The following is a 20,963-nucleotide window of genomic DNA, read 5'->3' on the forward strand; positions in this document are numbered from 1 at the left end:
CTTATTTTTTTATATGTATGACAAATTTCGTTTTATATTTTCTTATGTTAACTGTATAATATTGTTAGGGAATATTTGAAATAGGGTGTGAGGGTATGAATGAATTTGAATTAATTTTTGATAAAGAAAGTCCAGCTTTATTAGGGGAAGAAATTAAGATAAAAATTATAAGCAATTATGAGAATGGTTATGAGTATAAATTTTTTATAGGATATCCCTGTGATAGAAGATGGAGCTGGGTTACATTAAAAGATTTTTCTATCAGTAAGGAATGTGAATGGAAGCCTGAAAGCATAGGATCTTATATGATAATGGTCAATATACAAGATTCTAGCGGGAAAGTTACTTCAATAAGAAGTGAATTTAGAATTATAGATGATATAGAAGTTTCTAATAAAGAGGAGGGCAAAGAAGTTAACAGTAATAATATGAAGTTAATTAAAGATGTTATTATAGATAAAACTTCTCTAACTTTAGGAGAGAAAATAAATTTAGACGTACTAACGTCAGAAGAAGAAATAATATTATATAGGTTTTGGATTAGGGGAAGTCAAGGTTGGGAGCCATTAAGAGATTATACTACTGAAAATAAATTTACCTATACTACTAACAAGGCCATGGATGGGGAAATTTTAATTGAATGTAAGAGACCTTCTTCATCTAATAATGTTGATGATTTTACAACTGTAAAGTTTAAGGTTAATGAAAAGCCTAAGATTGAAGTGACTTCTTTTGAATGTTTAACAGATAAATTATTAATAGGTGAGGAACTTGTCTTTAAAGTTGGTGTAAATCTTGAAAGCTCAAGAACTATTTTATATAAGTTCTTAAGAGTAGATAAGAATGGAAAAACTACTTGTATTCAAGATTATTCAACTAAGAGTAATATATCTTTTTATGAAAAAGAAAAAGGAAAGTACAAGCTTCTATGCTATGTAAGGGATATTTTCTCTAACAAGCCTTATGATGATAGGGCTGCAATGATTTATTATGTTAAGCCTTATGAGGAAATTAAAATAAGGAGTTTTTCTTCAGAACTTAGTTCACCACAATTATGTGGAAATACTGTAGCTTTTAAAACTAAAGTCCAAGGTGGAAATGAAGTTTTATATAGATATATAGTTGAGGGAACTGTAGCTGAGGATACAGGATATATTAGATCTAAAATATTTAACTGGGAAACTAAATCGGAAGGTGAATATAAGATTAAAGTCTTAGTTAAAGATATGTCTTACACTGGAGAATATGAAGATATTAAAGAAATAATTTTTAATGTCGATAAGAAAGGTGAGAAGCCTGTTAATATATTAGATATTACAGCTAGTAAAACTAGAGGCTGCATAAAAGGTGAACCTATTAATTTAAAGGTTAAGGCTGAAGGCGGAACTGAACTAAAATATTCTTTTATCGTTTATAAAGATGGAAAAGAAAAAGAAAGAAGTAAATATGGAGCAATGAACTGGGTAAACTTTACTCCAGAAGAAAGTGGAGAGTATGAAGTTGAAGTTAGGATTTTAGATAAGTATTCTCTTAGAGATTATGATGCTCATGAATATTTATTTGTAAAGGTTAAGGATTACCAAGAGGCTGAGATAGATTATGTACTGTTATCTCAAAATGAATTTTATTTAGTAGGAGATACTATAGAAATTGAAACAATAGCTCAAAACACTAAGAATGTATTATTAAGATATATTACTAAAATAAATGGGCATGAAGTTGAAGATACAGGGTATATAAAGAGCAAAACATTGAAGGTTAAGCCTAAGTGCCCAGGAAAATATACTTTTGAAATTTATGCTAAAAATGTTTTGTGTAAAGATGAGTTTGATACTAAAAAGGAAGCTATTATTTATGTAAATGAGGCTACACCAGTAACTAATACTAGAATTACCCTAAATTCAGATATTATTATTGAAGGCAAGGAAACTACTTTTGAAGTTAGTAGTGAAGGTGGCAAGGAAGTATGTTACGAATTTTATATTATGGAAAAAGGAAATTGGGTTAGAGTACAAGCTTATAGTAGAAAAAACTACTATACATTTTTCCCATTTGCTCCAGGAGATTATAAAATATTAGTATTAAGCAAGAGTTATTATAAAAAAGTAAACTATGAAGATTATGCATATTTAGAATTTGAAGTAAAAGAAGAAGTGTGCCAAGGCACAGTTTAGAATGTAGAATGAAGAAAAAAACTCCTATAGGAGTTTTGGAGATTAAGTGTTTTTAGTAATTCTAAAGAATTACATTAATAATTATTTATTTTTAAATTTTAATTCTTAATTACTAATTTGGGCTGTTTGGAACATATCAAATGCAGTATGGAGTATAAACGAGTGATGATATTTATGGAGGGTAAAGATGAAGATTTCTAAGGTAGAGGACATGTTGACTTTAACAATAAGTAAGGACATGCTTAAGCAAGCCATGGGTGATGGTATGGAGTTTGAATTAGTATATGAAGCACTAATAAAACAAATTGAGGAAAATGGAAGCCTATCATTATCTAATAATTCCTCATTAGAAGAAAGTTCTGATGAATCTACTATTAGCTATGTTACAGCATCAGCAGGTCAAAGACTTGAAGATATTCCACTAAGAATAAGAACTGTAAAAGCAGAAAGTGAAACAGTAGATAGTGAAAGTCTAGCTATAGGCAATGAAAATCTAGTTATAGATAATGGAAGTGAAATATCTAGTTTATATGATTCTCTTAAAGGTACTTCATCAGCAAGTATGGATGAGATTCTTTCCACAGTAGATAAGTATAGTGCCCAATATGGGGTAGATAAGAATCTAGTACTTGCAATAATAAAACATGAATCTAATTTTGATCCTAATGTAGTGTCATCAGCAGGAGCAAAAGGACTTATGCAGTTAATGGATTTTAACTCAGAAGCCTATGGACTTACTAATCCTTTTGATATCGATCAAAATATAAATGCTGGAGTTCAACATATTAAATCTTATTTAGATTTATATGATGGAAATGTAGAACTAGGATTAATGGCATACAATGCAGGACCAGGAACTGTAAGTAGAAGAGGCGTAAAATCAATTGATGATTTATACAAGATGCCGCAAGAAACGCAAAACTACGTAACTAAGATTATGAAACAACTTAATAAGATTTAAAATGCGTAGCATTTTAAAATGAAAAAATTAAGATAATGAAAGAATGAAAAAATGAAGGAAGATGTTTTGCAATGCAAAACATCTTTTGTTTTAAAGATTTCCTTTAAAAAATCTGTAAGGATTTTTTAGACATTCTTTCCTTTTTTAATTTTTTCATTCTTTCATTAATAAAATGCTTAGTATTTTATTCCCAATTTGCTAAAATGAAGATAAAGTAATAAAATAAGTCGTAGTAGTTCAAAATAAACTAAGAAAGAAGGTGCCTTTATGGAAAGACTAGACAAGGTTTTATCTAATTTAGGGTATGGAAGTAGAAAAGAGATTAAGCAAGCTGTAAGAAAAGGTCTTATAGAAGTTAATGGTGAATTAGTTAAAGATAATGGAATGCAAGTAGATCCTGAAAGTGACAGAATCATCGTAAATGGTGAGGAAATTTTTTATAGAAAATTTATTTATTTAATGATGAATAAGCCTGATGGTGTAGTTTCTGCTACATTTGATAATAGAGATGAAACAGTAGTTGATTTATTAGAAGTTGAGCATCAAGTTTTTAATCCTTTCCCAGTTGGAAGACTTGATAAGGATACAGTAGGACTACTTTTCCTTACTAATGATGGTGAGTTAAATCATAGATTAATTTCACCAAAGTGGAAGGTTGATAAGGTTTATTATGCTAAGATAGATAAGAAAGTTACTGAGGATGATGTGAATAAATTTAAAAAGGGAATTACATTAGATGATGGATATCTTTGTAAGGAAGCTAAGCTTGAAATATTAAATGCTACAGATGAGGGGTCAGAAGTAGAGGTTACTATTCAAGAAGGTAAATTCCATCAAGTAAAAAGAATGTTTGAAGCTGTTGGTAAGGAAGTAGTTTATTTAAAAAGAATAGAATTTGGTACATTAAAGTTAGATGAAGACTTAGAAGAAGGCGAATATAGAGAACTTACTGATGAGGAACTTGCAGTTTTAAAAGGCTTTTAGCGAATAATATGTAAAAATGAAATAAAATCATTCATAACAATAAGATTTTACAATTATCTTTTCAAAATTCCTTGCATTTTACATCTATATGCACTATAATATCTATGCAAGGATAAATAAAAGGAATAAATAGCCCCCTTTTTATTTATTGCTTATTGCTAAAGCGCAACCTAGCCCCAAGGGTTGCGTTTTTTTGTCGTTCAAATGTAAAAGTTTACTTTGTGGAAAAATTTTTATAGTTTGTAAGAAGAAAACTTTTTGAAGGTTTTTTTATAGCTTTAATAGCTAAAATATATATTTTATTGAAAAAAATACCATAATATAAATTGTAGGTATTGTAATATTACAGGAAAAAATATAGAGTTTTATTAGAATCAATTTAATTTATGACAAATATTGTATGGAAGAATAAATAGTGGATAAATGACGGAAAAAAATCTGTAAAAGCAATTAATGAATAAATAAATTCATTTAAAATTTGTTTATTCTTATTATGTAATAAGGGCTTTTAGGCAAGAATATAAAGGACATATGTGATATAATATGTTATTATACATAATGCTAAGATAGTAAAGTTATTTAGGAAAGATTAATCAAAGTTTTAATAAATAATCTGCATTTTGAGGCATTATGTTATTTAAAGTGAAAAAGTTTTGAAAGTAAATTATATTAATTGAAAGTATAGATAGAATATAATTTAAATAGATAGAGGATATTTATTACAACTTTTATAGTATGAAAGGAGTACGCAAGTCAAATGGATTTGAAAAAGTTACTTAATAAAGAACAATATGACGGAGCTACTACTGTTGATGGGCAAGTTTTAATATTAGCAGGGGCTGGTTCAGGTAAGACAAGAGTACTGACATATAGAATGGCTCATATGATAGAGGATTTAGGAATACTTCCTTATAAGATATTAGCTATAACATTTACTAATAAAGCTGCTAAGGAAATGAAGGATAGAGTTAAAGGCTTAATTGGTGATAGAGCAGAAGATATGTGGATTTCAACCTTCCACTCTACTTGTGTTAGAATCCTTAGAAGAGAAATAGAGAAGCTTGGATATAAGAAGAGTTTTACTATTTATGATTCTTCAGATCAAAAGACATTAGTAAAAGAATGCATAAAGGCATTAAATATAAATGATAAAGATATTAGCGAGCAAGAAATAATAAGTAAAATAGGTAAGGCTAAGGATAATATGCAAAGCCCTGCAGCTTTTATGAGAGAAAATGAAAGTAATTTTAGAGAAAAGAAAATTGCTGAGGCTTATGTGCTATATCAAAAGAGACTTAAGGAAAACAATGCATTAGACTTCGATGACTTAATTTCTAAAACAGTAGAATTATTTAAGAAGGATAAGGAAACCTTAGAGTTTTATCAAAGAAAGTTTCAATATATCATGGTGGACGAGTACCAAGATACTAATAAGGTTCAATATGAGTTTATAAGATTACTTGCTGATAAACATAAGAATATTTGTGTTGTTGGTGATGATGATCAATGTTTAGTTGAAGGAACATTAATCGAGACTGAAAAAGGCACAGTAAAGATAGAAGATTTAAAAGAAAATGATGAAGTTAAGGTTGCATCTGGAAAGGGTGAAACTAAGCTTTTAAGAATAAACAATATTTCAAAAAGAGAGTATTCTGGAACTGTTATAAAGATTGTAACAGAAGATGGAGATATTATAAAAGCTACTCCTAATCATATAGCATTTTCAAGATTAACATGTGATAAGAATAATTTTGTTGTTTACTTAATGCATAAAGAAGGAGTTGGATATAGGGTAGGAAAAGTTACGATTGATAGTAGCTTTGAAGAAGACTACACTAATATTTTAAGAGAAGAAATGCTTAAGGAAAAAGCAGATAAATTATGGGTCCTTAAAACTTGTGCTTCATTAAGTGATGGAATTTATTATGAAGAGCTTTATTCAATTAAGTATGGAGTTCCTAAGTTTTCATTTAATGCAAGTATAGTTAATGGTGGAGTAAGCGAAGATAGGGTAAATAACTTATATAATAGTATTAATACTTTTGAGTCAGCTGAAAAATTAATGGAGGAAAGATACCTATATTCAAAGTATCCTCATTATATTACATTAGAAAATAAGAAAGACAACGAAGAAAGAAAAAATATTAATGTAACTTTCTTCGGAGGAGAAGATAAAACAAGTGAAGGAGTCTATTCTCACAATATAGTAGTTAATTCTTTAAATGAAGAAAGTATAGCCCAAAAGGAAAATCAATATGATAAAGCAGAAGATTTTTCTACAAAATTATCATTAGAAAAGAATTTAGATATTATAAGAAAAGCTAAATTAACTAAGGAAAATGAATTTAGATTAATGCCAGTAGGTAGCTTAAAAGTAGGAATGACTATTGCTATTTTTAAGGATGGCAAGATAGTTGAAGGGAAAATAGTTGAAAAAGAAAGAGAAGAATATAGTGGATATGTTTATGATTTAAATATAGAACATGCAAGAAACTATATAGCTAATAATGTAGTTGTCCATAACTGTATTTATCAATGGAGAGGTGCAGATATTAGAAATATCTTAGATTTTGAAAAGGACTATCCTAATGCTAAGGTTATAAAGCTTGAGCAAAACTATCGTTCTAAAGGAAATATCTTAGATGCAGCTAACGTTGTAATAGTTAATAATGCTAATAGAAAAAGTAAGGCTTTAAGAACAGAACAAGAAGCTGGAAGTAAGATTAAGGTTTATAGAGCATATTCAGATGCAGATGAAGGAAACTTTGTTGCAAAACAAATAAGAAAGATAAAGGATGCAGAAAAGAAAGATTATAAAGACTTTGCAATTCTTTATAGAACTAATGCTCAATCACGTATATTTGAAGAAAGTTTAAGAAGAAATGATATTCCATATAAGATTTTAGGTGGAACAAGATTCTATGATAGAAAAGAAATAAAAGATATGCTTTCATATTTAAAGGTATTAGTCAATCCTAATGATAGTATAAGCTTAAAGAGAATAATAAATGTTCCTAAGAGAGGAATAGGAGAGGCTACTGTAGGTAAGGTATCTGATTTTGCAGAAAGCTATGAATTAACTTTATGGGATGCATTAAGTACAGTTAGAAATATTCCAACTTTAACACCTAGAAACTGTGGTGGAATAGAAAATTTTATGGAAATGATGGAAAAGTTCATTGAAATGAGTGAAGTGTTGCCTGTTTCTAATTTAATAGAAATGATATTAAAGGAAACTGGATATATTTCAGAGCTTGAAAAGTCAAAGGAAATAGAAGATAAGAGTAGAATCGAGAACTTAAAAGAATTGGTTTCAGATGCTGTTGATTTTGAAAGAAGCAGTGAAGATACTACTTTATCAGCTTACTTAGAAAAAGTATCCTTAGTTCAAGATACAGATAAGCTTGAAGATGATGCTGATACTATAGTACTAATGACTGTTCATAGTGCTAAAGGATTAGAGTTCCCAGTAGTATTTATGGTAGGAATGGAAAATGGTATATTCCCAGGAATGGCATCTTTTGATAGTGAGGCTGAAATGGAGGAGTCAAGAAGACTATGCTATGTTGGAATAACTAGAGCTAAGGAACAATTATTTATGACTTCAGCTGAAGTTAGAAGACAATTTGGAAGAACTGTTGCATATGCACAATCAGATTTTATAAATGAAATTAAGTCTGATCTTAAGGAATATGTATCAGGAGAATCTTTAGCATCAAGAACTGAAAATAGAAGCAGTATGTTCCAAGCAAGAAATAATTATAATAATCCTCATAGTTTAAGAAATAGCTCTAATGCTATGCAAAAACCTAAGATTCAAAGCACTCAAAGCTCAGTATCTAGTGATGAAGTTACTATAGGAAGAAAAGTAAAACACAGTAAGTTTGGAATAGGTACAGTAGTGTCTATTACAGATGCAGGAAGTGATAAAAAGGTCACTATAGCCTTTGATAATCAAGGAATAAAAATACTGTTATTATCAGTAGCGAATTTAGAATTAGCATAGGAGTGCGGTGCACGATGAAGAGTGCTGGCGCACAATGAAATAATTAAAAAATGAAGAAATTAAGAGTGTTGTAATAAGGAATAATGAGTAAGTGATAATTGAGGAAGTAATTCCTTTAGAATTACTAAAGAAATGAAGAATGAAAAATATTTATATAAAAGTTTTTAAGGATTTTATAAAGATATATATTAGTTAAGATGGTTTTGTGAAACAAAACCTCCTTCATTCTTTCATTCCTTCATTTTTTCATTTTTCATTCTTAATTTTTAATTAAAAAGGTGCTTTGCACCTTTTAAGTGAGGTGTTTATAAGTGGATAAAAAGAAAAGAATTGAAGAATTAGTAGAAGAACTTAATAGATATGCTTATGAATATTATTCTTTAGATAACCCTTCAGTTTCAGATAAAGAATATGATGAGAAATATTATGAGCTTAAGGCTCTTGAAGAGGAAATAAATTATGTACTTCCATACTCACCGACATTAAGAGTTGGAGATAGGGTATTAGAAGGATTTACGAAATATACTCATAAGGCTAGACTTTGGAGTTTAGATAAGGCTCAAACTTTTCAGGAGTTAAGAGATTGGCATAATAGGAATTTAAAGTTTATTAATGAAATGAATTTAAGAGGAGAAAATCTGCCAAGTCCAAGATATGTTTTAACTAAGAAATTTGATGGATTAACTATTAATTTAACTTATGATACAAATGGAGTATTAGTTGCAGCAGCTACTAGAGGAAATGGAGAAGTTGGTGAAGAAGTTTCAGCTCAAGTTAAAACTATAAAATCAATTCCTCTTAAGATAAATAATGAAGATGTTTTTGAAGTTCACGGTGAAGCCATAATGACTACAGAGGCTTTTGAAAATTATAATAAAAATTCAGAAGTGCCACTTAAGAATTTAAGAAATGGTGCAGCTGGAGCGTTAAGAAATTTAAATTTAAAAGAAACGGCAAAAAGAAACCTATCAGCCTTTTTCTATGATGTAGGATATAAGGAAGGAAGACCTTTTAGAAATTATGAAGAAATGTTGGATTTTATAAAGTCTAAGGGCTTGCCAATGGATGATTATGTTAAGTATTGTACTACTTTAGAAGAAATAGAAAAAGAAATTGCTTATATAAATGATATAAGATTTGATTTAAACTATGATATTGATGGAGTAGTAATTGCAATAGATGATATAAGAACTAGAGAACTTATGGGTTATACAGTGAAATTCCCAAAATGGGCAATTGCTTATAAGTTTGAAGCTCAAGAAGCTACTACTAAATTACTAGATGTTGAATGGAATGTTGGTAGAAGTGGTAGAGTAGGACCTACTGCAATTTTAGAACCTGTAGAGCTTGCAGGAGTAACAGTAAAAAGAGCTACTTTGAATAACATTGATGATATAAGAAGAAAAGGTGTTAGATTAGGAGCAGAAGTATTTATTAGAAGATCTAATGATGTTATCCCTGAAATTATGGGAGTAGTAAATGAGTCTTTAGAAGGTACTGAAGAAATATTAGTACCAGAATTATGTCCAGCATGTGGAGCTCATTTAATACAAAATGGTGTTCATTATTTCTGTGAAAATACTTTATCATGTAAGCCACAAATGGTTAAGACTATAGTTCACTTTGCTTCAAGAGATGCTATGAACATTGAAGGATTCTCTGAAAAAACAGCAGAGCAATTATTTGAAAAGTTAGATATGAAGTCTATTGCAAACTTATATAAGTTAAATAAGGAAGAGTTATTAACTTTAGATAAGTTTGGACCTAAGAAAGCACAAAATCTTTTAGATGCAGTTGAAAGAAGTAAAGAATGTGAATTATATAGGTTTATATATGCTTTAGGAATACCTAATGTTGGTGTTAAGACTGCAAAAGATTTAGTTAATAAATTTAAGTCTTTAGATGGATTAAAGAATGCTAAGTTTGAAGAATTAGTTTCTGTTCAAGATGTTGGTGATATAGTTGCACAATGTGTACTTGGATTCTTTAGTGAGGAAAAATCTATTTCTACTATAGAAGAATTACTAAGTCTTGGTGTAAATCCAAGATATGAAGAAAAAGAAGTAATAGCTAGTGTCTTTGAAGGAAAAACTGTAGTAGTGACAGGTACTTTAGAAAAGTATTCTAGAGGAGAAATAAAAGAAAAACTAGAAGGATTAGGTGCAAAAGTATCTGGAAGCGTAAGTAAGAAAACAGATTATGTTATTGCAGGAGCAGAAGCAGGATCAAAATTAACTAAGGCTGTTGAACTTGGAGTTAAGGTATTAAATGAAGAGGAGTTTGAAGGCCTAATAAAGGAGTAATGGAAATGAAAAAATTTGGATTAAAGGATTGGCTAACATTAATATGCACTTTATCTGCAATAGCAACTAGTGCAGTAGTAGTTCTAACCTTTTTAACAACATATCATTTCATAAATAGTATGCCAAGTTTTAATTCCTATCAGCCACTGCAAATAGGAGTAAGTATTACTATGGCTTTATGGGCAATAAGATTTTCCTTATATAGAGTAGGAAAAGAAAGATATATATATTCATCAATTTGCTTTCTTATAGCACTAGTATCAATGTTCTTTGCTGTAAATATGGTAATGTAAGATCAATTAATAATGTATAAGTAAGAATAAAACTTCTAAGGAGTTTTTAAAATTAAATAAATAAATAAATAAATAAATAAATAAATAAATAAATAAATAAATAAATAAAGCTGATGTAAGAACTTGGATTTGTTCTTACATCAGCTGAGTTTATTTTTTATATATATTTTTCTAGTTTTTGAATTACGTCATTATAAACACTATCTAATATAGTGAAATCTAATGTCTTTATATAATGACTTTCTAAGTCATCGTGTATTCTGTGGGCTTCTGATATTAAGAAGAGTGCCTTATTAATTAACTCCTCAAAATGATTCTTATCATATTCAATTTCAGATTTATTACTTAATAGTACAGATGAATTGCAAAAGTCTTCTATATTATAAGTCTTTCCTTTAAATGAACTCTTGCTAATTTCATTTTCTGTAACAATTGAAGTAGATATTTCAGGTATTAAAATATGCTCTATTCTATCTGGATTAAAAGGGTCATGTAGATATTCAACGAAGTAGCCCTTCTTTTGAGCAAGACTTCCTAATTCATTTAGGATTTTACTTTTGCTAAAGCCAGGACCTCCTCTTAAGATAAAAGTATTAGTATATTCAGAAACTAAGTCTTCTGCAAAGGTGATAATACCATCAGGTGTAAAGGCCGATGCAAACAAGTGTCTTTCATCACCAAACCCAGATTTTTGCTTAATAAAAACTTCTTCTTTAAGACTTTCACATATAGTAATAAATTTACTGTAATCTAAAGCTTTAGAATTTAGCTTACTCCAATCTTCATGAATAGGCTTTGCGGCTGCAAGGAATTTATAAGCCCTCTGGAAGTTAGTACTTATTTCTTTGTAGATATTAATTAAATATTTTTTATTTAAAGAAAGAGCATCATTATTTAAGGCAATCCCTAAATTTATAATTTCATCTACAGCACCAGGATAAATAGGATCAATCATATGAGGTGATGTGCCATCTAATAGTGCTATTTTAAGATCAGGAACTACTACTCCATCTAAAGAATTACTGTCAGAAGAACAATGATGATATTCTACAGAGTAACCTTTATCTAAAAAGTGAGCTCCAACCTTTTTCATTAAATGAGACTTGCCTGTACCAGGACCTCCTTTTAAACATAAAACTTTATTAGCAGTCTCTTTATTAATAATGTAACTGTAAAAGGAATGAAAGCCCCTATAAGTATTTCCACCTAGGAATAGATGTCTTTCTTTTTTTTGTGTCAAAAATATCACTCCTAAATATTGCTTTAAATAAATTTCTAATAGCAATATATGTATGTTGAGAAATTTTGGAACTTAAAATTATAGGGAAGGATAAAAGTATTAATTATTTCTTTTTTATAATAATGCATAAAGTTGAATAAAATATTAATAGAATAGTGATGTATAAAATTTCGACAATGTAATAAGAAGATTCAATGAAAAGTACACATATATAAGGAAAATAAGAGCTTTGAGTATCGAGGGTTTATATAGATTTACATTTGGATTTATGCATAAAAGTATTATATTTTAATAAAAAAATTATAATTATAAACTTTTTTCAAATATTTTATAAAAAAGTATTGCATAAAAATTAGTTTATGGTGTATAATTATGCTATCGTAAAGGACAGTAGAAATAAGGGGGATTTTTAATATGAAAAAAGGAATGTTAAAAAAGATATTTGCTATAGCTACAATTGGAGTAATGAGTTTAGGATTAATTAGCTGTGGTAAGAAAGATGTAGACAAGCTATCACAAATAAAAGAAAATGGAAAATTAGTAGTTGGATTAAGTGCAGATTATGCACCATATGAATTCCATATTATGAATGAAGAAGGAAAAGATGAAATAGTTGGATTCGATATCGATATAGCTAATGAAATAGCTAAGGATATGGGAGTTGAATTAGAAATACAAGATATGAATTTTGAGAATTTAGTAGCTGGTGTTTCATCAGGTAAAATAGATTTAGCAATTTCAGGTATGTCTCCTGATGATGAAAGAAGGAAATCAGTTGATTTCTCAGACATTTATTATGTTGCAGAACACGGATTTTTAGTTAAAGCAGAAAATAAGGACAAGTATAAAACTTTTGAAGACTTAAAAGGGCAAAAAGTTGGAGCGCAAATGGGAGCTATTCAAGCTGATATAGCTGAAGAAAAAATACCAGAAGTTGATCTTCAATTATTATCAAATGTTAATGATTTAGTTTTAAGTTTAAAAACTGGAAAGATAGAAGCTTTAGTAGTTGAATTACCAGTTGCTGAAATGATAGTTAAGAACAATCCAGAATTAGTAGTTGGAGAAGAAAAAGCAACAGACGCTGAAGGTGGTTCTGCTGTCGCATTACAAAAAGAGCAACAAGCATTATTAGATTCAATTAATACTACAATTAAAAGAATAAAAGATGAAAAATTATTAGATCAATTTATAGTAGATGCAACTGCATTAGCTGAAAAGCAAGTTGAAAATTAAGATATAAGTTGAAGTATAGATAGTTTTGAACTAACTCAGAGTTTCTGAGTTAGTCCTTAATTTTCATATAAAATTGATTTGCTGATTTTTATATAATAGACAAGGGGTGTAAGGTTTGACTTTAGATTTTAGTTTTTTATCTGGTTATATGAATTATTTTTATGATGGTGTTAAATGGACACTATTAATATCTTTTATAAGTGTTTTATTAGGTGTTTTATTAGGATCTTTACTAACATTTATGAAAAGATCTAAATTTACTATTTTAAAAGTAAATCCATTAAAAGTAATTGCATCTATATATATTGAAATAATGAGAGGAACTCCTATGCTTCTTCAAATTATGATAGTTTATTATGCATTTGATGAATTATTAGGGATAAATATGAAACCACTTACAGCTGGTATTATTGCAGTTTCTTTAAATTCAGCAGCTTATGTTTCAGAAATAATAAGAGCAGGTATAGACGCTGTCGATAAGGGACAATATGAAGCAGCAAGAAGTTTAGGTATGAGTCAATTTATGGCTATGAAGCTAATAGTAATGCCTCAAGCTATAAGCAATATATTACCTGCAATAGGTAATGAGTTTGTTACAGTAATTAAAGAATCTTCAATGGCATCTGTTATTGGGGTAGGTGAATTAATGTATAGTGCAAAAGTAGTTACTGGAAGAACTTTTAGAGCTTTTGAGCCCTTAATAGTAGCAGCAGTATTCTATTTTGTAATTACATTTACACTTGGAAGACTTATGAATTACATCGAAAGGAGAATGAAGGCTAGTGATAAACGTTAAGAATTTACATAAATGTTTTGGAGAAAATGAAGTATTAAAAGGCATAAATGAAAGTATTAAAAAAGGTGAAGTAGTTGTTGTTATTGGTCCTTCAGGCTCAGGAAAGAGTACTTTTTTAAGATGTTTAAATTTATTAGAAGTACCAACAGATGGAGAAATAATTTTTGAAGATAAAAATATAACAGATAAAAACACAAATATTAATGAAATAAGAGAAAAGATGGGAATGGTATTTCAGCAATTCAATTTATTCCCACACAAGACAGTTTTAAGTAACCTAACTATTGCACCTATAAATGTTAAAAATAAATCTAAGGCAGAAGCAGAAAAAAAAGCAAAGGATTTATTAAAAAAAGTAGGATTACTAGAAAAAGCAGATGCTTATCCAGCATCTTTATCAGGTGGACAAAAGCAAAGAATTGCAATTGCAAGAGCTTTAGCTATGGAACCAGATGTTATGTTATTTGATGAACCTACTTCAGCATTAGATCCAGAAATGGTTGGAGAAGTTTTAAGTGTTATGAAGGATCTTGCAAAAGAAGGAATGACTATGGTTGTAGTTACTCATGAAATGGGCTTTGCAAGAGAAGTTGGAGATAGAATATTATTTATGGATGGCGGAAATATAGTAGAGCAAGGAACACCTGAAGAAATATTCGATAATCCTAAAAATCCAAGAACACAGGACTTTTTGTCTAAAGTACTATAGTGGAATGAAAAATTAAATAATGAAAGAATGATGGATAAAACTCGGCTTAGGCTGAGTTTTTTTATTATAGTGAAATGAAAAATTAAGAATTAAAAATGGGAATTGTGGATAGAACTAAGTGCAAGACTGAATTTTTTATTTGGGTACGTTTTAAGATAATGTTGATATTAGATTATAAGAGAAGTGGACAAACTATCTGCCCACTTTTAATGAGAAATATATTAAAAACCATCTTTAGTACCTATATAGCCTTTTTTTCTTGCGTAAAATTCTAACATATAGTTTAATCCCCAAAAAATTATTATTGTTGTAAAAAGAAATATTGGAGGATTTCTATCAGTTACATTCCACGCTAAGTAAAAAACAAGTAATAAAACTGAATTCACTAAACCAAAAATCAATTGTGTAGTATAGTAATTATCATTTAAAACAATATATTTATCATTTAGCATATATACAGTTTTTTTATTTTTATAACATACGATATTGTAAACAATGAATATTGTTACAATAATGCAACCCATAATAAATAATAAATCCATAAAACTTTTTCCCCCTTTTATATTAAAAAGAATTTTATATAATTATTCATTACTCTATGTTTTTAGTATACACTAATTATGGGTTAAAATTACATAAAAATAATAATATTACATATAAGTTGATGTTCTGTTTTTAAAATACTTTACCATAGTAATTTATATGGAATATTTCAATGCACAATTAAGTTTTGCATTGTTAATTACACATTTATTAATTCTGGTAAGGCTCTTTTTGTTCTAGAAACTTTAAATGAAAATAAAATAGTAATAAGAAATTTAAGGGGGCAATAGTTATGAAGTACAGTTATGATTTTTTATTACTAGAGTTTAAGGATGTTTATTATATTGTAAATAAAGTGTTTGAAGAGGAAGAAATAAGGCTAGTTAATTCAAATTTAATTAAGTTTATAAAAGAGATAATTATTAAAGCTCACTTAAATAATAAAATTTTCTATAATAGTGAAAATTCCTTTAGCAAAAACCTGGAGATTTTATATAAGAGAAATATAATTCCATATGATTTAATGAGGTATATATCTAGTTATATTGAAGATTTATATTATTATAAGAAAATACTTACTACTAAGGTTAAGGATACGGAGGATTATAGAGAAAAATTAATTAATGAAGATATAGTTTATAATGCTTGTGTTTGGCTTGTGGTAAGCTCTGGAGAAGAGGATTATTCTTTATTTGTTAATAACTTAAATGAAGATGAAAAGATTGTTTTTAATAAGCACCTAAATAATATTGAAAGTGATTTTAAATATAACACTGCTTACGAAGATGAAGATGAAGAAGAAGTTGAAGAAGATATTGATGAAGAGGATGTTGAAAGTAGAGAATCAAAAGGAGGTCTTAACTTTTTAGGCTTTGATGATATAGAGGATAATTCTTTAGAAAATGAATTTGACGATGAAGACATAACATCTGAAGAATACTTATTAACAGGTGAATTGTATTATTTAGGTAAAAATTTGGATAAAGATTATTATAAGGCTAAGGAGTATTTTGAAAAAGCAGCTAAAGAAGGTAATGAGCATGCTGAAAGTTATTTAGGATTATTCTATGAAAAAGGATATGGTGGAGAAAAAAATATTGAAAAGGCATTGTATTGGTATAAAAAAGCTGCACTTAAAGGAAATATATTTTCTCAGTATTCCCTAGGATTTATTTATTATGAAGGTAAAGAAGTAGAGAAAAATAGTCAATATTCTTTTAAGTGGTATAGTGAAGCAGCTCAAAGTGGATTTGCTCCTGCTCAATATGCATTATCATATCTTTATAAGAATGGTGAAGGGTGTGAAAAGAGTAATTTTAAAGCTTACTATTGGCTAGAAGAGTCAGCTGATAATGATTTTGAAGATTCTTTTTATATATTAGGACAGTCTTATTTAGAGGGGAAAGAAATAGAATTAGATTATAATAAGGCTTTTCATTACTTTTCTAAAGGAGCTTCTAAAAAAGATAAAAACTCTTTAGAAGGTCTTGGAGATATGTATTACTTTGGACTTTATGTAAAAGAAGATAAGAAGAAGGCTTTTGAATACTATAATGAAAGCATAGCTGAAGGTAATATTGGATTATATTATAAATTAGGTAACCTATATGAAGAAAGTAATGATATAAAAATGGCTTTAATGAATTACTATAAGGGTTGTGCAAATGGTGATTTAAAATCAGTACAAAGGCTTGGAATTATGTATTATTATGGGGAAGGGGTACAAGAAGATAAAGATAAGGGGTTTGAATACTTAGGTATAGCAGCTGATAGTGAAGATCCACATAGCTTGTACTTAATAGGAAAGGTCTATTTGGAAGAAGGTAGAGAAGAAGATAAGGATGAGGAGAAGGAAGAAGGACTAGAATATTTAAGGAAAGCATATAAAAGGGGATCAGTTTATGCAGCTGAAGCCTTGGCTAATGAAGGGATAAAGAGCTTTTTAAATAATGAGTATTATAAGGAATTAGATATTTTATCTTATGTAAATAAAATTTTAGATGGAAATCTTATTTCAGGATATTATTATTATGCCTTGTTATTCCACTATGGAATAGGGGTTGAAGTAAATGATGAAACAGCTTTTATTAATTTAGTTCAAGGAGCAAAAAAAGGACATAAAGGAGCTATGGAAAAGTTAGTGGAATGGTACACAGAAGGGATTTTTGTAAACAAGGATATGAGTTTAGCTGATAAATGGGCTAGGAAGCTTTTTGAGTAAATACTTCTCTAATTTTCCTTTATAAAAAAGATTATTAAGAATTTATTATATATTAGAAGTTATATGTAAATTTATGGTATTGATGGATATAATTTAATTATAAAGGGTGAGTTTATAGTAGGGGATTATAAAATGAAAAAGAAGGTTTTAATAATACTAAGTATAATCGTAGTATTAGTTATTTTTAGTTTTGCCTATGTATCACTTAAGACTAAAAAATTAGAGAAACAGATGGTAAGTTATATTGAGGAAAAGGGATACTCTAGAGAGGATATTACTAAATTAGATGTAAGTCATTCTTTGTTTGGTGCAATAAAGTGATTCTTAGCTTCAGATGGAGTTTTCTTAAAAGGAATACCTTAATACCTTACTCCATCTGAAGCTTAGAAGAACTAATCCAGGCGCGTAGCAGTGCTTAACTCCCACTTTAATAAGATGGGAGTATTAGAAATGGTAGCGATCGGATAAAGTTAGAGGGTGGATGGAATATAAGTATAGTTTATAAGGATGAACCAGGCGTGGACTATTCTTACACCATTGAAAGAGGTGAGATTACTCTGTCAGGTTTTTCTGGAGATATTAAAGATAAAAGTACATTAAAGCATTTAGATATTGCTCAATAGATTAGTATTAAAATAATTTGTTATAAAATTTAGTTGGAGGATTTATGGAGAAAGAGACTAATAAAAAATTAGCCTTTGGATTTGTTACTTTATTATTAGCAGGTATAGGGATTTTGTTTGCTTTTACCTTTGGAGATATTAACTATGGAGATATTATATTAAATAATATAGGATTAAGACCTTGGTCTAAAGGGAATTCAGGGACTCACTACACTATCTATTATTCTCTTATATTTTTTATACCATCAGTAATTTTAGGATATAAGTACAAGGACAATTTTGGAGCTAAGATAGGAATGGGAATTTCTATTGTAATGATAGTATTAATTGCTTTTGGATTTATATTTGCTGGGTATTAGATATAAGGTGAAATAGCTTTTTAGCTGAAAGTAAGCGAAAGAGTTATGGAGGGGTATATGGTTAAAATTAGAAAAGCTAATAAGACAGATGGATTAGGGATAGCTATAGTTAATGTCTACACATGGAAAACAACATATTCAGATTTAATTCCAAGTGAAATTATTGATGGAAGAATTGAATCCTTAATAGATATGACGGCGAGAATTGAAAGAGAGATAGAAGATACTAATAATTATATTATTGCAGCTGTCAATGATACAATTGTAGGTTTTTGTACTTATGGTAAATCTAGAGATGACTCCTTTTTAGATTATGGAGAAATATATGCAATATATGTATTAAAGGGTTTTCAAGGATTAGGATTAGGTAAAAAATTATTTTTATCTGCAGCTAAGGAGTTAAAAGAAGAGGGATATTCATCTGTTATAATAAATTGTTTAAAGGGGAATCCATCGGTAGAGTTTTATAAGAGGTTGGGTGGAAAAGTTGTAGGAGAAAGAGAAGATGAATATAAAGGGAGTATGATTACTGAAGAGATAATAGGAATTAAAATATAAAAATTAATTGTAATATAGGATACAACAAGTCGGGGGAAGATTATGTTTTATTTTAAGGATTTTGACTTATTAACTGATGATGATATTGATTTAAAGATTGAAAAAAAGGTTCCAGCTAATGAAGAAAAAGGGCGTGTCCCTTCATATAAGTATAGGATTACCCTTCATAATATGGAAGATACTATTGGAGCTATTGATATAAGGATAGGACATAATGAAAATACATATTATGGTGGAAATATTGGATATACCATTAATGAAGAATATAGAGGTAATAGTTATGCATCAAAGGCTTGTAAAATCATAAGGGAAGTAGCAATAGTACATGGAATGGAAAAGCTTATTATTACTTGTAATCCAGATAATTTTCCATCAAGAAGAACTTGTGAAAAGTCAGGTCTTAAGCTAAGAGAATAGTAGATTTACCTATATACAATCAAATGTATGTAGCTGGTGAAAGGCAAAAATGCATATATGAATGGGATTTAAAGAACAAAAGGAGTGAAAACTATGATGAAAATATTTAAAAGTGTTACATTCTGGTTTTTTATTGCAAGCATAGTGGTAATTACAATCAATATAACAGGGAATGATGTTAAAAATATATTGTTAATTGGATTAAACCCTATATTGAATTTTGCTGTTTATACTGAACCATTTAGGAGTATTGCATGGAATGATGGACCTAATATTTTCATGTATATTGCACACTTAATTACTTTTATTTTTACAGCTGCTATAATTGATTTTATTATATATACAATTAAGTATAGTATTAAAAAGTCGATCTCTTTAAAAATAGAACATTAATAATTTTTAATTTAAATCGTGTTATAATATAGATTATTATATATTTGAATTTAAAAAAGGGGCTGTCGTACAAACAGCTCCTTTTTTTACTTAAGGAGTTTTGCTAAAATATAAAGCAATTTCTCCATCTGATATTAAGATTATAGTATTTTTATTTGTAATAGTGCCACCATTACATTTTCTGTTACAGTTTATATTTTTATAAACTATGTCAGCGTTCTGATCTAAAATAATAATTGCAGAGTTCTTCTCAGGATTTAAAAATTTAAATTGTAAATTATAAGAACCTGTATCATTAGGATCAAGCCTGTAAATACCTTCTTTATATACTGAATCAGTTGGAGGGATAGTTGCATTTGTATAAGCATATGTATTAGTTGTAAAAATCATAAGAAATAAAGCTATTGCAGATAATAAAATAGAAAATCTTTTTTTCATTTGTTTCACCTCACAAATATTATTTCCTTTATTTAATTAATTATAAATCTATATAGTTTTTTTATTATTAAAAGGATCAATAATTTATATGACACTAATAAATTATTAATATAAGAAAAACTGGTCAAGATATGAAACAAAATAACATAAATTAAGTAATAGATTGAAATGGAATTTCCAATATGATACAATATTTTTGTAAACGTAACCACAATTCTATGAATAATATTAGTGTGTACTAAACTTAAATATTTATATGTGAAGGGAGGAAAAATAAAAGTTACCAATATGTATAAATTGTCGTTGTTAAAATGTAAACTAAGTCATTAAAAGTATAAGATAAGTTTGTATATACTAAGTTTTAACTTTTAAATGAAAAAATATTATTCTTATTAATGAAAAAATTATTATTATAGGGGGTAAACTATGAATTTAAGATTGAAAAGAAAGATAGGGATAATTACATGTGGATTTTTGATTTCTTCAATATTTTTTCAGGCTAAAGATATAAAAACTGTAAGTGCAAGCAGCAATGCACAAGTAAAATTAGGTATAGACAATTTAGATAAAAATTTAACTATATTTGAAGGAAAAAAAGTAGGATTAATAACTAATCCATCTGGTGTGGATAGTAATTTTAAAAGCTCTATAGACGTATTATATGAAAAAACTAATCTAACAACTTTATTTGCAGCAGAACATGGAATTA

Annotated in this window: 19 protein-coding genes; 16 read left to right on the forward strand and 3 right to left on the reverse strand. The window is 28.4% G+C overall.

Translation table 11 applies throughout. The features are described from left to right. The first annotated feature begins 95 nt into the window (after window positions 1–95). The 6 genes from E5347_RS15820 to E5347_RS15845 all read left to right on the forward strand — a co-directional run bounded on the left by E5347_RS15820 (window position 96) and on the right by E5347_RS15845 (window position 10,721). Window positions 96–2,174: a triple tyrosine motif-containing protein gene (locus E5347_RS15820; RefSeq protein WP_136008196.1), complete on the forward strand. Its 2,079-nt coding sequence runs from the start codon at window positions 96–98 to the stop codon at window positions 2,172–2,174. A 187-nt stretch (window positions 2,175–2,361) separates the two neighbouring features. Continuing rightward, a complete protein-coding gene (locus E5347_RS15825; RefSeq protein ID WP_136008197.1) occupies window positions 2,362–3,135 on the forward strand; it encodes a lytic transglycosylase domain-containing protein in 774 nt (257 codons plus the stop codon). A gap of 267 nt (window positions 3,136–3,402) precedes the next feature. After that, window positions 3,403–4,119: a pseudouridine synthase gene (locus E5347_RS15830; protein WP_136008198.1), complete on the forward strand. Its 717-nt coding sequence runs from the start codon at window positions 3,403–3,405 to the stop codon at window positions 4,117–4,119. Between the two features lie 757 nt (window positions 4,120–4,876). Continuing rightward, complete coding sequence (locus tag E5347_RS15835) at window positions 4,877–8,125, forward strand: UvrD-helicase domain-containing protein (RefSeq protein WP_136008199.1); 3,249 nt, start codon at window positions 4,877–4,879, stop codon at window positions 8,123–8,125. A gap of 311 nt (window positions 8,126–8,436) precedes the next feature. Next, window positions 8,437–10,428: an NAD-dependent DNA ligase LigA gene (gene ligA / locus E5347_RS15840; RefSeq protein ID WP_136008200.1), complete on the forward strand. Its 1,992-nt coding sequence runs from the start codon at window positions 8,437–8,439 to the stop codon at window positions 10,426–10,428. A gap of 5 nt (window positions 10,429–10,433) precedes the next feature. Further along, window positions 10,434–10,721, forward strand: a complete 288-nt coding sequence (locus tag E5347_RS15845) for a hypothetical protein (protein ID WP_136008201.1) — start codon at window positions 10,434–10,436, stop codon at window positions 10,719–10,721. Between the two features lie 157 nt (window positions 10,722–10,878). Here E5347_RS15845 and E5347_RS15850 read toward each other — a convergent pair whose 3' ends face one another. Then, complete coding sequence (locus tag E5347_RS15850; RefSeq protein ID WP_243109805.1) at window positions 10,879–11,970, reverse strand: ATPase; 1,092 nt, start codon at window positions 11,968–11,970, stop codon at window positions 10,879–10,881. Between the two features lie 405 nt (window positions 11,971–12,375). Here E5347_RS15850 and E5347_RS15855 point away from each other — a divergent pair, with 405 nt between their 5' ends. The 3 genes from E5347_RS15855 to E5347_RS15865 all read left to right on the forward strand — a co-directional run bounded on the left by E5347_RS15855 (window position 12,376) and on the right by E5347_RS15865 (window position 14,702). Further along, a complete protein-coding gene (locus tag E5347_RS15855) occupies window positions 12,376–13,197 on the forward strand; it encodes a transporter substrate-binding domain-containing protein (protein ID WP_136008203.1) in 822 nt (273 codons plus the stop codon). A gap of 148 nt (window positions 13,198–13,345) precedes the next feature. Continuing rightward, complete coding sequence (locus E5347_RS15860) at window positions 13,346–13,993, forward strand: amino acid ABC transporter permease (protein WP_136008214.1); 648 nt, start codon at window positions 13,346–13,348, stop codon at window positions 13,991–13,993. After that, window positions 13,980–14,702, forward strand: a complete 723-nt coding sequence (locus tag E5347_RS15865; protein ID WP_136008204.1) for an amino acid ABC transporter ATP-binding protein — start codon at window positions 13,980–13,982, stop codon at window positions 14,700–14,702. Before E5347_RS15860 ends, E5347_RS15865 begins: the two co-directional genes overlap by 14 nt. 221 nt (window positions 14,703–14,923) lie before the next feature. On the opposite strand, the gene E5347_RS15870 is transcribed toward E5347_RS15865, so the two are convergent. Next, window positions 14,924–15,244 (reverse strand): hypothetical protein, encoded by a 321-nt coding sequence (locus E5347_RS15870; RefSeq protein ID WP_136008205.1) that lies wholly within the window; start codon window positions 15,242–15,244, stop codon window positions 14,924–14,926. Between the two features lie 293 nt (window positions 15,245–15,537). Between E5347_RS15870 and E5347_RS15875 the strand changes: the two genes are divergently transcribed. The 6 genes from E5347_RS15875 to E5347_RS15900 all read left to right on the forward strand — a co-directional run bounded on the left by E5347_RS15875 (window position 15,538) and on the right by E5347_RS15900 (window position 19,816). Further along, entirely contained in the window at window positions 15,538–17,466 is a 1,929-nt protein-coding gene (locus E5347_RS15875; RefSeq protein WP_243109806.1) for an SEL1-like repeat protein, read from the forward strand. Window positions 17,467–17,598: 132 nt separating this feature from the next. Then, entirely contained in the window at window positions 17,599–17,787 is a 189-nt protein-coding gene (locus tag E5347_RS15880; RefSeq protein ID WP_136008207.1) for a DUF3139 domain-containing protein, read from the forward strand. A gap of 346 nt (window positions 17,788–18,133) precedes the next feature. Next, window positions 18,134–18,448: a hypothetical protein gene (locus E5347_RS15885; RefSeq protein WP_136008208.1), complete on the forward strand. Its 315-nt coding sequence runs from the start codon at window positions 18,134–18,136 to the stop codon at window positions 18,446–18,448. Window positions 18,449–18,505: 57 nt separating this feature from the next. Next, entirely contained in the window at window positions 18,506–19,006 is a 501-nt protein-coding gene (locus tag E5347_RS15890; protein ID WP_168354985.1) for a GNAT family N-acetyltransferase, read from the forward strand. Between the two features lie 42 nt (window positions 19,007–19,048). Further along, on the forward strand, window positions 19,049–19,423 hold the full coding sequence (locus tag E5347_RS15895) for a GNAT family N-acetyltransferase (protein ID WP_136008210.1): 375 nt from the start codon (window positions 19,049–19,051) through the stop codon (window positions 19,421–19,423). 93 nt (window positions 19,424–19,516) lie between these two features. Next, window positions 19,517–19,816, forward strand: coding sequence for a hypothetical protein (locus E5347_RS15900; RefSeq protein WP_136008211.1), 300 nt, complete (start codon window positions 19,517–19,519; stop codon window positions 19,814–19,816). Window positions 19,817–19,906: 90 nt separating this feature from the next. Here the strand turns inward: E5347_RS15900 and E5347_RS15905 are convergent, their stop codons facing one another. Further along, window positions 19,907–20,254 carry a hypothetical protein gene (locus E5347_RS15905; RefSeq protein ID WP_136008212.1) on the reverse strand — a complete coding sequence of 116 codons (348 nt, stop codon included), beginning with the start codon at window positions 20,252–20,254 and terminating at the stop codon, window positions 19,907–19,909. A 426-nt stretch (window positions 20,255–20,680) separates the two neighbouring features. Here E5347_RS15905 and E5347_RS15910 point away from each other — a divergent pair. Beyond that, window positions 20,681–20,963, forward strand: a 283-nt coding sequence (locus E5347_RS15910; protein WP_136008213.1) for an exo-beta-N-acetylmuramidase NamZ domain-containing protein, incomplete at its 3' end; no start/stop codon positions are given.

The organism is Clostridium sartagoforme, assembly GCF_004794105.1.
Taxonomy (GTDB): Bacteria; Bacillota; Clostridia; order Clostridiales; family Clostridiaceae; genus Clostridium; species Clostridium sartagoforme_B.

Bases quoted from the DNA above. Each gene is read 5' to 3' on its own strand.
- E5347_RS15820 (WP_136008196.1), top strand. From the start codon at position 96: ATGAATGAATTTGAATTAATTTTTGATAAAGAAAGTCCAGCTTTATTA.
- E5347_RS15825 (WP_136008197.1), top strand. From the start codon at position 2,362: ATGAAGATTTCTAAGGTAGAGGACATGTTGACTTTAACAATAAGTAAG.
- E5347_RS15830 (WP_136008198.1), top strand. From the start codon at position 3,403: ATGGAAAGACTAGACAAGGTTTTATCTAATTTAGGGTATGGAAGTAGA.
- E5347_RS15835 (WP_136008199.1), top strand. From the start codon at position 4,877: ATGGATTTGAAAAAGTTACTTAATAAAGAACAATATGACGGAGCTACT.
- E5347_RS15845 (WP_136008201.1), top strand. From the start codon at position 10,434: ATGAAAAAATTTGGATTAAAGGATTGGCTAACATTAATATGCACTTTA.
- E5347_RS15855 (WP_136008203.1), top strand. From the start codon at position 12,376: ATGAAAAAAGGAATGTTAAAAAAGATATTTGCTATAGCTACAATTGGA.
- E5347_RS15860 (WP_136008214.1), top strand. From the start codon at position 13,346: ATGAATTATTTTTATGATGGTGTTAAATGGACACTATTAATATCTTTT.
- E5347_RS15870 (WP_136008205.1), bottom strand. From the start codon at position 15,244: ATGGATTTATTATTTATTATGGGTTGCATTATTGTAACAATATTCATT.
- E5347_RS15875 (WP_243109806.1), top strand. From the start codon at position 15,538: ATGAAGTACAGTTATGATTTTTTATTACTAGAGTTTAAGGATGTTTAT.
- E5347_RS15880 (WP_136008207.1), top strand. From the start codon at position 17,599: ATGAAAAAGAAGGTTTTAATAATACTAAGTATAATCGTAGTATTAGTT.
- E5347_RS15885 (WP_136008208.1), top strand. From the start codon at position 18,134: ATGGAGAAAGAGACTAATAAAAAATTAGCCTTTGGATTTGTTACTTTA.
- E5347_RS15890 (WP_168354985.1), top strand. From the start codon at position 18,506: ATGGTTAAAATTAGAAAAGCTAATAAGACAGATGGATTAGGGATAGCT.
- E5347_RS15895 (WP_136008210.1), top strand. From the start codon at position 19,049: ATGTTTTATTTTAAGGATTTTGACTTATTAACTGATGATGATATTGAT.
- E5347_RS15900 (WP_136008211.1), top strand. From the start codon at position 19,517: ATGATGAAAATATTTAAAAGTGTTACATTCTGGTTTTTTATTGCAAGC.
- E5347_RS15905 (WP_136008212.1), bottom strand. From the start codon at position 20,254: ATGAAAAAAAGATTTTCTATTTTATTATCTGCAATAGCTTTATTTCTT.